The sequence below is a fragment of the Rathayibacter sp. AY1C7 genome (assembly GCF_002931865.1).
GTDB lineage: Bacteria > Actinomycetota > Actinomycetes > Actinomycetales > Microbacteriaceae > Rathayibacter.
Genome location: NZ_PSWB01000007.1, coordinates 78726 through 92621, shown reverse-complemented (window position 1 = coordinate 92621; position 13896 = coordinate 78726). Strand labels below are relative to the sequence as shown.

Sequence of the window (13896 nt, the reverse complement as noted above, 5' to 3'; positions counted from 1 at the left end):
CGAGCGTGACCCGGGGCGGAAGCATGTCCGGACTGATGAGCTACCTGCAGGGTGAGGGTCGGGCGAACGAGCACGAGGAGCCGCACCTGGTCGCCGGTAACGGCGCGATCATGGCGGAGTGGGGCTACGGGGAGTTGGACCGCGCAGCGGCCCTCGCGATCGCTGCCGATCTGGATGAGCCGCGCCGCGTCTTCGGGACGTCGGTCACCCGCGTCAAGGAGGTCACGGATCCGGAGACGGGCGTGGCGTCGAAGGAGCGCGTCGACGCTGACGTGTGGCACTGCTCGCTCTCGATCAGCGCCGAGGAGGGCCAGCTCTCGGATGAGAAGTGGGCGGAGATCTCCGAGCGGTTCGTGGAGCGGATGGGGTTCGCCGGCGCCGACATTGGCAAGGCTGATTGCCGGTGGGTCGCGGTGCGTCACGGCCTGTCGAAGAACGGCAACGACCACGTGCACATCGCCGTGTCATTGGTTCGCGAGGACGGCACGAAGGCGTCTGTCCATCACGACTTCTCGAAGGCGCAGACGATCACCCGCGAGCTCGAGCGGGAGTTCGAGTTGCAGCCGCTGCACGAGTCCGAGCGCGCAGGGGCGCAGCGCGGCGAGAAGCCGGCCGAGCGCGAGTCCGCGTCGCGCCGCGGCGCGACCGAGGTCGACGCGAAGCGGTTGGAGCGGAGCCTGCGAGCTGCGGCTACCGCGTCGCAGGACGAGGGCGAGTTCGTGCGTCGGATGCGCCGCGAGGGCATCCTGATCCGTCCGCGGTTCGCGGTCGGACGTGATGACGTCGTGGTCGGCTACTCCGTGGCGCTGCGCCCGGAGAAGGGCCAGCCCGTCGTATGGCACGGAGGCGGCAGGATCGCCCGCGACCTGACGCTCCCGGAGCTGCGGAAGGGAGGGCCTGACCGTCCCGAGTCCGCGACCGAAGCGGTACAGGAGTGGCGCGCGACGTCGAAGAATCCGTGGCAGTACCGGCCGGCGAATCCGGGGCGCGAGGAGCGCGAGATGTCTCCGAAGTTCTTCGCCATGTACGCCGAGGACATGCGCCGTCTGCACGACTACATCGCCTCCGTCGACCCGTCCGACAAGGCCACCTGGGCGCACGTCGCCCGCGAGACGTCCGGCGCGTACGCGGCATGGTCGCGGCGCCTGGAACCGACGCCGGGACCGCTGGCAGAGGCGTCGCGGACGCTGGCCCGGTCCGCGCAGCTGCGGGCGGGCGAGTCGCGGCCGCGACCGGTCGCGATGCCGTCGATGGCGACGACCGCTGCGCTGATCCTGGTGCAGGCCAAGCGCGGCCAGAACGCGGCCGCGGAGGCTCTTCTGTTGAAGCAGCTCGCGCAGACCACCGCATCGATCTTCCGTGCCGCGAAGGCTGTCGGGGATCTGCACCGGTCGCAGGAGCTCGCGCGGATGATGACGCAGCGCCTGACCGTCGTGCGCGACGGCTACGCCGCTCAGATCACCGCCAACCAGGTCGCCGCGCTCACCCCGGAGCAGCAGGCCGCGAAGCAACGCGCGGACCTCGCCGCGGGTCGCGGCGGGCCGGTGCCCACGCGCCTGACTCCCGCGGCGGAGCCGGCGGTACAGGTGCCGACCACGAAGACTGCCGGCACGCGCGAGCGCGACGGTTCCGAGAGATAGCGAGAGGCGACAGAGCTGATGAGCGATGGGGACAGCGTTGAGGATGAAGTCGGTCAGTCCGCGCGGGTCGCGCTGACCGTCGCGCTGCAGCTGGGCGACAAGTTCGCCCGACTGCGGGAGGACTTGGCGCGTGAAGCGCTGCGCAAGAGTGAGGCCGACGCGCGCTCGCTCGCCGCCCGGTTCTCCGCCGAGCGCGACGTCGCGCGTGCACAGCTCGCAGTCGTGGATCGCCCCGACTGGTGGCAACGCGCCGACTTGCAGCAGGTCGCTGACGTCCTCTCGACCGCCCAGCAGTGGAAGGACCTCGACCCCGTGGCCGAACGCGCTACCCAGACCGTCGCGCGCGAAGTCCAGGACCGGTACGGGGTCGCCGTCTCGGATCTTCCAGAGCGAAGTGCTCGCGGCGAGGCTGAGGAAAGTAAGACTCGACCGCCGACCTTCAACGGCTCCGAGCAGTATCGCAACGACGGCGACCGCTACGTCGACGTCCTCACCAAGGACGAAGCCCTGCGAAGCATCGAGAGGTCTATCGGTGGCCCAGAGACGAATGGGTCGGGGTGGCTTGAAGTTGTGAAGGGGTGGGTCGGCAAGGACGCTGACGTGGATCGCGCGATCGACGAGAAGTGGCCGAACCTGCTCACCGATGAGCAGCGCGCGGCCATAGGGCGAACACGCGAGGAGAACGTCGAAACGACGCTTGAAGCCGCGGCCGTCGTCGGGATGATCGACGCAGACCAGCGCCGCGGCGACGCCACGCGCGACGAGCCGGCCGCGGCGCCAACCGATCAGGGCGGAGCGGAGAACGCTCAGGAGAGCCTCGACCAGGCGGCCGCACTCGAGCTGCACGCTCGCGAGTACGAAGCGCAGGCCGAGGACGGCGGAACCTCCGAGCAGACGCCCGACCAGCTGCGCGCCCTCGCAGACGACGCCCGCGCTCAGGCGCAGCTCTACCGAGACGGCGCCGGTTCGCAGGCCGCCGCCGACAACGCCGCAGCCTCCGAGCTCGCGGCCGCCCGCGAGGAACTCAACCAGTCCATCGCCGCCGACGTCGAAGCAGGGCGTCTCGACCCGTCCGCGGCCGAGGCGGAAGCCGCCCGGCTCGACGGCTTCGATGACAACTACGGACTGGCTCTCGACCGCGGCGACGTCGACGAAAACGCCGACATCCTGCTTAGCGGTGCAGACCGGTTCGATCGCGAGGCGGGTGCCGGTGGAACAGCGACGCTGACGCCGGAACAGCTGCGCTCCGACTTTACAGAGAACCGCGACGAGGCCGCCTACCTCCGCAGCGAGCCCCTGCCCTCCCAGAGCACTCGTTCCGCTGACGCCGTTCCGGCCGGCGCCGAGGGGCGAGCAGATGCGCTGCGCTCGGAGAGTGAGATGTCGTACGACAGCGCCGCTCGTCGCGCGGCCAGCGCGAACGAGATGAAGGGCCGCGGGATCTCGCAGGACGTCATCGACGTGCGCATGCGCGCCGACGTCGCCCAGGGACGGCCAGCGAGTGACGCTGTCGCGCAGTCCGGACGTGTGCACGTGCCGAAGACCAACCGTGGACGTTCAGCTGCGCGATCGCCGGAACGCGGCGAGAACGCCCGCTAGTTGCTGTGGGCGGTCCAGTCGAGGGCCGCAGCGATCTAGTCGACCGTCTGTAGTGCAGCTTGCTCTCCCGACGGGATTGATTCGTTGGTGGCGCAGGAGGTGGCAACAGGAAGCCAGTCGGGCATCAGTATGCAGATCATGCTCAATGGTGGCGCCGTAGAGGAGAAACCGTGGTCGTGATGCGACGGGCAGCCGCGATCCAACGGTCTCGGGCGACCGCGAAGCAGAGGCCGACCGGACCTCAATTCCGGAGGTAGTCCAACAGCTTGTTGGACTCCCAGCCAACGACGGCAGTAGCTAGGTGCTCTACCAGGCAGCCTCACCGATTGCCATGGCGACCTGCCGGCCAGTCGGCTCGTTCCGGAGACACTGTCGTGGAGGTCAACTGCCCGCTCGTTGGCCGGCGGGTGCCGTCATCGCCATCGTTTGCAGTGATGGCATCGATCAGGAGCTGACCATCAGGACGCCCACGCTGTTCCTCAGGTGCAAAGGACTTGTAGGTGTAGGTGACCGCGGCCATCGAAGAGTCGACTCGTCCCAGGGTGTAGCGAACGATCCGGTCGCTCTTGTAGCCGCAGCTTTTTTGAAGTTGTCAAAAGGTGTCCGGCGGCCTGATGATAAATTGGAAATAGGCACGTTGATCGAAATATCCACACCGAAAGTAGCGTGCTCCGACCGACTGCATTTTAATTTCGACCAGACCAGATTCTCGCACTTCATCGTCGGCGACAGCCCAAGTGAGCTCGACTGCTTGGCCGGACGCCCCGACCTGTGACTCTCGCTGCAAATGGTTAGCGCCAGTGATTGACCACTCCAGCTCCCGCTCTTGAGGGTCCAGCCCGAAGCAAGTGAAGACCACCTGATCGCCAGGTTGTACCAGAATGAGTGGGGTAGTAACCGCTCCTGCAATTTCACCTCGCCCCGTAGTTGATTCGAAACCTCGGCCGAAGGAATCGGCAATTGACTCGATACGAGGGTATATTTCGCCAGCCGGGTCCTGTGAACTGAGGTACAAGGTAACCTGATTTCTGATCTGACCAGAAATTCCCGATAAAAGGTCTTTCTCGAATGGAAGTAAGGGCCGATTATGACTGATGGAGTTCCGCAGATCATTAACACGCTTCAGAAGTGGAAGAACATTTTTCCGTGCACCTAATGCGGCGGCAAGGGGTGCCCAATCTGCGCTCGCGATGCCGACAAGATCGTAGAAGTTCGCATAGTCGAGGCCAGCAGGTGGGACGGCGCCAACTCCTTTCGATCCCCGTGCTCGTAATTCTGTGTCGGCTCTTGCTTCCCAGTCGCCGCGAGTTGCCGTACTCGCAACTCTCTCCAGCCAACTCGCGCCGTACTCCCGGGAATAGCAGCTGACTATCAGGGAGCGGAGGGCGGTCTCGCAGGTGTTCAATGCCACGCTTGGTTCGATGGACGTCACTGAGACAGTATGGCGGAGGAGCGCTCAGATGACCTCGCGATACAAGCGAGACGGGTGGAGTTGATATCAAGCCCCTTTGCAACATACTATAAATGACAATATTTCGGGATGTGACGTGCAAGTAATGTCTACACGGCAATCGACCTCAGCGGTCGCGTTCGGGTGGTCCCGAGAGGTGCTGCCGGCCTTGATCAAGAACCGCGCCCTCGTATGGGACGTTCTACGCGGCAGTGCGGTCGTGGAAGGTCGGTGGGTCACATTCACTGCGGTGAAGCCCAGTTCTTCGTGGAGAACCCGCAACTGTGTGCGCAGTTCCACCGGAGGAGGGCGTCGAGGGCGCTGAGCAGGAACAGCGCCCGGCGAGGTGGCAGTGCGTGACCGCCGACAGGTCCCTCGCAACACCTGCCGGCTTCGCGGGGACATAGGTGGCGGCCACCAGCAACGTCCTCCAGACGCGCCGAGACCCTGACCCCGGTCAGCCCTCCAGGGGCGGAGACCTGAGCTGGTGGCTGGATGTCGAACAGGCAAGAGCGAGGAGCGCTGGTCCCGATCATCCTTCTCCTGAGCACGAAGCCTCTGCACGCCCAGAACTGAGCGACGGAAGACTCGCCCACCTTGCAGACGTCGGCCGCCTGGATCTCTCTCCGACTTCAAGCGGTTTGCGGACCGCTCGGCAATGTCACGTGAACGGGAAGTTTTGTACTCGAGTCCCAGAATGCCGCTACACCGACTTGCTCAGAGGTCAGGCCGCGGGCTCTTTCGAAGTTTGCTCCCGAAATATCCGCTCCCTCAAAACTGGCATCCCGCAGGTTTGCGTCAGTGAAATTGGCCATCTTGACGATGGCGTTCTTGAAGATTGCCTTCTCGAGATCGGAGTCGACAAATTGAGCTCCCGACATTACAGCGTTCGAGAAATCAGTTGCACGCATATCTCCATAAGTGAATATGGCACCGTTTGCTATGCATCCATTGAGTTGCGCTTGGCTTGCATTCCATCCTGTAGCCGAAACGTTCGATAAGTTGGCACCGCTCATATTCGCGCGAACCAACGATGCACCTGAGAAATCTGACGACGCTAGTTGAGCGGATGCAAAAACGCAGTCATTTAGCAGTGCACGAACCCATTTACTCGACTTTAGAACAGACCCGGTCCAGTCGCTGCCCTTGAGGCTCGAGCGAGCGAGGTCAGCGTTCACGACACTGATTTCCGACAAGTCGAGTACAGTGGCACCATCATCGACTCGAGATATCCGGCCGATTATCTCTATGCAGGCCTGACCGACGACTGATGATGAAGTGGCTGCACCTGTGCTTGATGAGGTTGCCAAGACGGGTGGGTACTTATCTCTTAGGAAAGCTGACAAGACGCGTAAAATCGCTACCCTCTCCCGCAACGAGTCCTGGGAGAGTCGCTCAAGCGCGTAGACGCCTCCAAGTTGTGACGCCACGGACTTTTCGTCCCCAAGACTCTTGACCGCATCGCTATACCTGCCAGTCCAGTCGATATCGGAAGCACGGAGTTCCGCAGCGCCATCTCGCCGATGCTTGTAGAGGGATAGCGTAAGTCCAACTATCGCGAGGGCGCCACCAATAACGAGGAGAGTAAATTGACGTGCGCTAGAAATTGCGGTTGCCCATTCGGAGGCATTAAGATTTCCTCTTCCCTGCGCCTGCACCAGGAAAGAAGGTAACCACCACAGGCAGGCGGCACCGACGACTGCAACTGCTACTGCCACCCAGACAGGCCCCTTATTTCGAAAAGGTCCTGCGGAAGATGTAATTCGGTTCAAGTCACTCCTCCTGCCCGTCATCACTCGAAATCGTTGTCAAATCGGCGGCACGAGATGTCCACTTCTCTTGCCGGTCGTAAAGCGACAGGTCATTCGCGACCGAAACCATAAGTTGCGCCAATTCGATATTTGGGTCTACTGACGCAGTCAGTTCCCAGGTTTCATCTGAACGACGCCAGACCCATCCTCCTAGCAAATCTTCTTGAAATTCTCTCTGCCAGTAGGATTCCGCCCGCATTATTGCCTCTCCTCCGCGCGCCAATTCAACTAGACAAGCGCACTGATTGTAGACACTCATGGCGAGATTTGGGTACCCTGACTTCTGCGCTCGTTCAAACAAATGGAGGGAGCTGGCGGGGTCTGTAAGAAAAGTACAAAATGCCAGGTTGTTAATTGCACGAGGATCTTTAGGGTTGAGGCGCGTGAAGAACTCGAAAAGAGCACCAGCTTCCGTGTATCGTCCCTTTGCCAAGAACGAGATCGCCTCTTCTTGCAAGTCCCAGAAAAGCCGATCGGCCGCGTCTCGCTCTTGATCCTTGGGAAAAGCAATGCGGTTCGAAATCTCCGCCGCTAAGACGTCTCGTTGAGGACCCTTCGTCACAAGAGCCTCAGCCGTGAAATCGGGGCTTATTTGAGCTTCCTGCCACCGCCATTCTCGAATTAAGGACGACTGCAGCCACCGATCGAGCTGAGCGACAACATTGCGTTCCCACAGCCATCGCTATGCTTCCACCGAGTCTGAGGAGACTCTCCTCGCAAGCGCATATCTAGTGCGTTGCTCGTCGGTCGGCGGTCGAAATTCGAGAATGTCTTCGAGGGGGGCGTTTTTAATCCAGTCAACGATCGTACCGGCTGAAAACTTCAAGTTGACAGTCACGGACCCAGCGTCATCGAAAGGCTCGCCGTCTGTTTCGCTTGCTGAATAGCGAAGTAGTTCGCGCCATCGCTTCAGGTCAACTAGGTCGCTGGTCAGTGGCTCTTCGCCCTGGACCACAGCAGAAATGATCGCCACGGCGACGACAGAGTCCATTCCGTGCCTGATGAGCGCCTCGACGTCGATCCCCTGGGTGCCGAGGATCCGAACAATTTGAGTAATCGTCCAGTTTCGATTTTGCCAGTCGATGCCCTCCATGGGTAGCGCGCCCAGCGCCTGGTCCAGGCCGGTGATGAGCCGACGGACGGCCGGCGGCTCCTCAGGCCCCTCCGCTGTGTCCTCGTTCACGTGGTCCACGCGTCCCCCTCGAGCTCGATGTTGCCATTTGATCACGATCCTGCGTAAGATCGTAGCAACGAACGAGAGGTTTGGGCCATGCGAACAGCTTCTGATGACGGCGTGATCTACCAGGCGAGCGACCTTGCGAGGCAGCGGGTCGACTTCATCAGTGATGCCCGGCGAGGCCGAGCGCGTCTTCGCGACAAGGATGGAACGGGCCTTGTGATGCTCCCAGAGTCCGAGCTTGCCGTACTTGAAAGCTACGCTTCTTGGTCCCAAACGCTTGAGCGGCTGACGGCTCTCCTTACGTCCGGCCGGACTATCACGCCTTCTGAGCTTGGAGAGTTGGCATGGCTGAGAGTATTTGATCGCGAGGACGTGAAAGAGTTCGTGGATGAGCTTCATATGGCTCTTGTTGTTGGCCTTGCCGACCAGTCAATGACGCCGATCTTGAGTACACTTGAAGGTTGGCGCAAAACTGCCCGACAGGTTGAGGATCCGCAACGACGGGCAGTTCTGACTGGTGTTGCTTCAATCTCCGACCATACCGAAGCCATAAAGCCTGATTTCAATGACTGATGATTCTCTTGTTCCCGCAGCTGACCCGCTCAACGATCAGGTCATTCGTCCCGCTTATCGAATCCTCATCCACGATCAGTTCGCTAACTATTGGGAGCAATTGGTGAGCCGGGTCGGCTCGGATATCGCAAGAGGTATTTGGGGGCATATTACAGTGTCTCCAACAGCTCTAAATTCTGATTCAATTACAGTTCTTCGCGGAAAAGCGGGCGATCCGATTTCCGCCGGGTGGTCAAAGACCCATTTATACGAGGTGCCCAACAAAGTTGCGATCACATTTCAATACAACAAAGGGTACCGCCTTTCTGCTGAAGGAAAGGCGGTACCTTCGGTTGTAGTGAGGACTATCGATTACACTGTATAGGCGGACCAAGGCTTGCCTGCGCGTTAGTGACCCCGGTTTCGCTTGGACCGTTAAAGTGGCTTACTGTAGCTGTTTCGCTTGCATTGCGAATCCATCCGGCTAAGCGGTCAGTTGCTGCGATCGCTACAAAGCCGTACGGTGCACCCTTCTCCCCTGGACATGTCCGATAATCGACGTTATGTCAGTTTGTTCGCAGACACTCCGCCGACGGGCTCCGAGGTGTGGTTGCACACGAGCCTCGGAACCCGCCGGAGTCACGCCGGCTAGGCGCCGGGTGCGAGACCGAGCTGCGTGAGGATGCCGAGCTCGTCGCTGCTTCCCCAGCGCTCGGCGAGCTTGCCGTCGACGAAGGTGCTGATCTGCATGCCGCGGATCTTCACGGACTTGCCCGTCGGCGCGTGGCCCTGGAACACACCGGTCTGCGTGCCGGTCAGCGTGTAGGCGAAAGCGACGCTGTCGTCGTCCGCGACGAGTTTCTCGACCTCGAGCGCCATGTCGGGGAACGCGGTCCGCAGGTCGCCGAAGAACGCGGCGTATCCCTCCGGACCGGGTGCCTGGCCGGGCGCCGGGTCGTGATCGACAGAGTCGGGCGCGACGAGTGCGTCGAACGCGGCAAAGTCGCCGGCGTTGACCGCCTCACCGAAGGCCTGCTGGGAGGCGATGTTCTGCTCGCGAGTCATGTGCTGTTACCTGTTCTGCACCGGTCCGGTGCCTCGAGGAGTGGTGCGGGTCGTCAGCGACGGTACGCAAGCCCGTCGAGGGCGGTACAGGGCTTGCGCGCTCCCCGGGCGCTTCCCACTGCCGCTTCTCATAATCGAGATTATGTCAGTGCGCGAGTGCGTGGTTGAGGAAGCTGCCGTCGACGTGCTCCCCACAGCGGAGACGTCGGCGGTTCGGAGGGCTGCGCGGTGAGCTTTCCGCCAGCCCGGCAGGCGCGGCACTGCTCTAGTTCGCCGTCATCGCCGACTGGGTCTAGCTCACCGTCGTGTCCGTCCGTTCACGAGGAGGCACCACCCTGCCGCACTCACGACGCTGCTACGAGCGAGCTACTGATATCTGGCCAGCCCCGGTCGAGGAGACGCGCGGCGTTCCTCTCATCCGGCGGCTGTCTCCTGTCACACGTTGCGCTCGGTGCCGCCGTCGAAGGCGGAGAGCCTGTCTTCTTCCGTGTGAACCGTCTCGGCCCCTCGGTGGCGCCAGCGGGGCGAGGGCTGATGCGCAGAAGTTGTGCGCGGGAAGAGGTGCTGAACCGCTCGTCGCCGCGTGAGGAGGGGGCGACGAGCGGTTCAGCGCTGGTCTTTCGGGTGTCGTTAGCGCACGACTCCGTCGATCTCGAAGCTGTCGAAGCTGCCGGCGAGGTACGGGTCGGGGAACTGTGACTTGCCGAGGAAGTTGCCGCTGGTGCGGCCTAGGTCCTTCGGAGCGAGCGGCATGGCGGTGTTCTGCCCGACCTGCACTCCGTTGGCGAAGATCGTTCCCGTCGTCGTGCCGTTCGTATTCGCCTTGAAGGTCACCTTGATGTCGGTCCACTGCCCAGCGGGCATCGTGAAGTTCGTCGAGATCCGTGTCTCCGCTCCATTACCGGAGGTCGTGAGGGCGAGCCCTAGCTTCCCGTCAGTCGACTTCGGCGTGAGGAACACGTACTTCTGGGTGCTGCTGCCGAAGTCGAACAGCCGGCTGAAGGTGGAGATCGAATCGACCTTCACCCTCATCGAGATGGTCAGGTCCTTCGAGCGTGACAGGATGTCCGACGGCAGCTGGGCGAAGGCCCCGTCGCTTCCGTTCAGCCGCAGCACGCTCGCCGTGCCGTCGGTGGCGGTTGCCGCCGTCCCCTTGAGCGCGAGCGCGTTGCCGTTGCCGGAGGCGTCGGGGACGGTGCCGTTCGACGATGAGTCGAAGGTGTAGGTCACCCAGTCGGCCGGGAGCGGCTGCAGGGCTTGAACGGTCACGGACACCGTGTCGGTGGTCGCAAGGACGCCGTCGCTTGCCCGGAGTGCGAACACGTAGCTGCCGGCGGTACTCACCGACGCAGACGTGCGGCGAGCAGTCGGCGACGCGAAGGTCGCGGTGGCACCGGCAGGAGCAGACTGCACGCTCCACTGCGTCGTCAGGGTTCCGTTCGGCGAGCCGAGTCCGTCGTCGGAGGCGGATCCGCTGAGCTGGATCGGATCGAGTCCGAGGGACAGCCCGGCCTGGTCGGGTCCGGCGTTGACGGTCGGCGCCGCATTCGCGCCCGGGGCGGTCGAGACCAGGTGGACGATGTACGTGCTGCCGGCGGGCGCATCGAACGGGACGCGGACCGGCGCGGGAAGCGTTCCCGCGAGAGAGGCGGGCCGGTAGACGTTGACGGTGCGCTGGCGCACGCCGTTCACGATGACCGCGTAGCTGCCCTGCGCGAGGCCGCTGACCTCCGCGATGCCGGAGTGTGCGGTGCCGGTGCGGTTGAGCATGTCCAGGCGCAGGTCGGCGCTGTTCGAGCCGACGATCGCCTGCGAGTAGGCGTCGTTCTCGAGGTCGACCGACAGCTGCTGGGTCACCAGGTTGAGGCGGCGCTGCAGGCCGTCCTTCGGGATGACGGTGGTGGAGTAGGCGTCCCGCGAGACGTCCGCTCCGTATCCGACGACTCCGAAGATCGGGTCATCGGTGACGACGTCGGCGCTGAGGGTCTGCAGGGTGCCCCACAGTCCGAGATCGCTCTCGCCGGTCATGCCCCGCCAGCCGTTGTTCAGCTTGACGTTCGCGCCTCCGCCGACCCCGAGGGTGCCGAGGTTGCCGCGCTCGGCCTGGTACGACCACGATGCGGCTCCGATGTTGGCCGGCGCGTTGCTGATCTGGCCGGAGTTGATGGTCGCGAGTCCTGCGACCTTGCCGGCGTAGTTCAGGCGCTGCAGCTCGGCGCGGCGCGCGGCGGTGATGGCCGTGGTTCCGGTCTCGAGTGCTGCGGTGTGGTTGATGTAGTCGTCCATCGTGTAGCCGGCGAGGGAGGCGCTGTACTGGAACTGCCACCAGTTCTCGCCCGTGATGGTGGTGGGGTCGGAGTACCAGTACCAGACGGGCATGCGTCCGCGGGCGGCCTCCGTCTTGGCGACGATGTCGCGCATGACGCGCAGGGCGTTCGTCTTGTCGTCGTTCACATTGAGCTTGGCGAGGGTGTAGACCGCCTCCTCCCCCGTGTTGTCGTAGCTGTACTCGGAGCCGTAGGGGTAGGCGTTGGAGGAGAAGTTGGCGTACTTGATCGCCATCTTCGCTTCGATGTCGTTGGCCTGCGTGTCCAGTCCCTCGGCGCGCAATGCGGCGATGAGATCGGGTGTCGAGAGCTCACCCATGAGTCCGGTCTCCCAGTTGTAGGCGACGGGTCCCTCGTAGAGCTCCTTGAAGATCCCGTAGGCCGTCGTCAGGTACCACTGAGCGGGGTGGGCGTAGGCGATCGCGGAGGGGTTCTGCTTGGCGATGTTGTACATGCCGAAGAACGTGTTGTAGACGTGCGGGTAGGCGTAGCCGCGGTAGCCGGGCGTGGTGTTCAGGCTGCCGGGCTTCCCCTGCTCCCAGAAGTCGTAGACGGTGTACTTCGGCGCGGCGCTGGGCGACGTGTTCCCCATCAGGTTCTCCCAGACGGCCTTCTGGAGGTAGTCGTCGAGGGCCTTGATCTGGGTGGCGTCGGGCAGGGCGACGAGCTTCTCCGCGAGGAACTGGCCGTGCGGGAGTCCCCAGTCGTCGCCGAGCCCGTAGTAGCCGGCGTACTCGTTGCGGCGGCCCTGAGGGGCGTTCGTCGTGGTGGCGAGGCTGCCGTCGGGGGCGTTCATCATCCAGTCGTCGAAGGTGTAGTTGCGGATGTCGCTCGCGGAGAGTCCGTCGGACGGCTTCCACTGGGTCTTCTCGACCATGAACTTCGCATGCGTGTCGAGGAGTCCCGCGACACTGTCGATCACGGAGAACTGGAGGACGGACTGCCGCGCGGCGCCGGTCTGGTCCGTGTACGAGACGGTGACGTCGTTGGCGCCCAGCTGCGTGCGGTCGAAGGTCATCCCGTAGATCCGGTAGTCGCCGTTGCTCCGGGAGAACGTCACGACGGGGTTCGTGGGCGCTGACCCCTTGAGGTCGTTGCGGTTGCGCGCGGTGACTGACGTGATGGTGCCCTTGATCCGGAACGCCATCTCTGCGCGCCGGTCGATGGGCACGATGAGTCCGGGGACGACCGTGGTGTCGAGCAGCCCTCGATCGAACATCGTCTGCTTGAGTGCTGCGTCGTCATCGACCTTGCCGATGCGATAGGTGTAGCTCTTCGTCGCGCCCGGCGCGATGGCGACACTGGTGGAGCTGAGGTAGCCGCGGTTGGTCTTCTGGATCGCGGTGGAGTGCGGGTAGTAGATGTTGAGGCCCTTGATGTTCGAGCTCTCGTTCGCCGAGTTCCAGGCCCAGGAGGTGTTGCCGACTTCCTCGGTGCGCCAGCGGTCCTGGTACTCGAAGCCGGAGCCGGATGCGGTGTCGGCGGTCATGGCGATGAACGGGCCCTGGCCGCTGGGACGCTCGAGAGTGACGTAGGAGCCGTTCTTACCCACGTAGGAGTGTGTGAGGACCCGGGTCTCGTAGATCGAGTCGCCCTGCCTCCATAGCTCGTTGCCGGGAACGGGGACACCCCAGTCGCCGATGACGAGCTGCGTGGCCGCGGTGTTCTTGACGTCCTGCTTCCAGACCAGGGAGCCGTCGGAGGCGAGAGAGTACGTCTCGGTGACGGTGAAGCCCTTCACGCCTTCCGCGTTGGTGGAGTTCTGGTGGGTGACCGTCACACTGCTCGACGTCGCCGAGACGGTGCGGCCGTCGGCCGACTGGGAGGTCCACGCGGTCTTCCAGGGGTTCGCGCCGACACCGGTGGTCGACACTGCTCCCGTGCCGTTCGCGTAGGAGAACATCAGGTTCCCGAACCACTGGCGGTACTTGCTGTTCGTCTCGCGGGCCTGCTCCGGAGCGCTGTCCGGGTTCATCAGGTATTCGGTGTCGTGTAGGTCGCCGACGATCTTGAGCGACTGCATCGACCCGTCCGCGGCGAAGCTCGCGCGGATCTTGTCGGAGGCGAGCGTGTAGGGGTAGCTGGTGGCGGCGTCGGCGGTCTGGCCGACCACCACCGATCCTGCTGCGGCGATGACGCCGATCGTGAGCGCCGCGAGCAGCCGAGAGGCTCTGCGTGAGAGGAGGGACATGTCCTGCCTTCTTCGTCGAAGTGCGGATGCGGTGACCGGCGGCCGCCGCAGAGGAGCGAGGATCCGCCCGGCGGTGGGAGC

The 13896-nt window shown here is 63.4% G+C and carries 10 protein-coding genes; 4 read left to right on the top strand and 6 right to left on the bottom strand.

Translation table 11 applies throughout. From position 1 onward, the window contains the following. Positions 1-35: 35 nt before the first annotated feature. A complete protein-coding gene (locus C5C69_RS05675) occupies positions 36-1640 on the top strand; it encodes a relaxase/mobilization nuclease domain-containing protein (protein WP_181127024.1) in 1605 nt (534 codons plus the stop codon). Positions 1641-1658: 18 nt separating this feature from the next. Next, positions 1659-3239, top strand: coding sequence for a hypothetical protein (locus C5C69_RS05670; protein WP_104257470.1), 1581 nt, complete (start codon positions 1659-1661; stop codon positions 3237-3239). 592 nt (positions 3240-3831) lie between these two features. Here the strand turns inward: C5C69_RS05670 and C5C69_RS16630 are convergent. The 4 genes from C5C69_RS16630 to C5C69_RS05660 all read right to left on the bottom strand — a co-directional run bounded on the left by C5C69_RS16630 (position 3832) and on the right by C5C69_RS05660 (position 7692). Beyond that, the gene (locus C5C69_RS16630) at positions 3832-4671 is read right to left on the bottom strand and encodes a hypothetical protein (protein ID WP_146083598.1); all 840 of its coding nucleotides are present in this window, start codon (positions 4669-4671) and stop codon (positions 3832-3834) included. Positions 4672-5321: 650 nt separating this feature from the next. After that, a complete protein-coding gene (locus C5C69_RS05665) occupies positions 5322-6407 on the bottom strand; it encodes a pentapeptide repeat-containing protein (protein ID WP_181127023.1) in 1086 nt (361 codons plus the stop codon). A 55-nt stretch (positions 6408-6462) separates the two neighbouring features. Then, positions 6463-7062, bottom strand: a complete 600-nt coding sequence (locus C5C69_RS16625) for a hypothetical protein (protein ID WP_146083597.1) — start codon at positions 7060-7062, stop codon at positions 6463-6465. 120 nt (positions 7063-7182) lie between these two features. After that, complete coding sequence (locus C5C69_RS05660) at positions 7183-7692, bottom strand: hypothetical protein (RefSeq protein ID WP_104257468.1); 510 nt, start codon at positions 7690-7692, stop codon at positions 7183-7185. Positions 7693-7770: 78 nt separating this feature from the next. Here C5C69_RS05660 and C5C69_RS16620 point away from each other — a divergent pair, with 78 nt between their 5' ends. Together C5C69_RS16620 and C5C69_RS16615 are read left to right on the top strand one after the other, a co-directional pair. Next, positions 7771-8253, top strand: coding sequence for a hypothetical protein (locus C5C69_RS16620; protein WP_146083596.1), 483 nt, complete (start codon positions 7771-7773; stop codon positions 8251-8253). Continuing rightward, positions 8246-8617, top strand: a complete 372-nt coding sequence (locus tag C5C69_RS16615) for a hypothetical protein (RefSeq protein ID WP_146083595.1) — start codon at positions 8246-8248, stop codon at positions 8615-8617. The genes C5C69_RS16620 and C5C69_RS16615 overlap by 8 nt, the downstream gene beginning before the upstream one ends. 263 nt (positions 8618-8880) lie before the next feature. Here the strand turns inward: C5C69_RS16615 and C5C69_RS05655 are convergent, their stop codons facing one another. Next, positions 8881-9297: an ester cyclase gene (locus C5C69_RS05655; protein WP_056045707.1), complete on the bottom strand. Its 417-nt coding sequence runs from the start codon at positions 9295-9297 to the stop codon at positions 8881-8883. Positions 9298-9927: 630 nt separating this feature from the next. Further along, the gene (locus C5C69_RS05650) at positions 9928-13815 is read right to left on the bottom strand and encodes a DUF5695 domain-containing protein (protein WP_104257467.1); all 3888 of its coding nucleotides are present in this window, start codon (positions 13813-13815) and stop codon (positions 9928-9930) included. Positions 13816-13896: the final 81 nt, after the last annotated feature.

What these genes read in the sequence shown, in the direction of transcription:
- C5C69_RS05675 (WP_181127024.1), top strand. Translation starts at nt 36, where the DNA reads ATGAGCTACCTGCAGGGTGAGGGTCGGGCGAACGAGCACGAGGAGCCG.
- C5C69_RS05670 (WP_104257470.1), top strand. Translation starts at nt 1,659, where the DNA reads ATGAGCGATGGGGACAGCGTTGAGGATGAAGTCGGTCAGTCCGCGCGG.
- C5C69_RS16620 (WP_146083596.1), top strand. Translation starts at nt 7,771, where the DNA reads ATGCGAACAGCTTCTGATGACGGCGTGATCTACCAGGCGAGCGACCTT.
- C5C69_RS16615 (WP_146083595.1), top strand. Translation starts at nt 8,246, where the DNA reads ATGACTGATGATTCTCTTGTTCCCGCAGCTGACCCGCTCAACGATCAG.
- C5C69_RS05655 (WP_056045707.1), bottom strand. Translation starts at nt 9,297, where the DNA reads ATGACTCGCGAGCAGAACATCGCCTCCCAGCAGGCCTTCGGTGAGGCG.
- C5C69_RS05650 (WP_104257467.1), bottom strand. Translation starts at nt 13,815, where the DNA reads ATGTCCCTCCTCTCACGCAGAGCCTCTCGGCTGCTCGCGGCGCTCACG.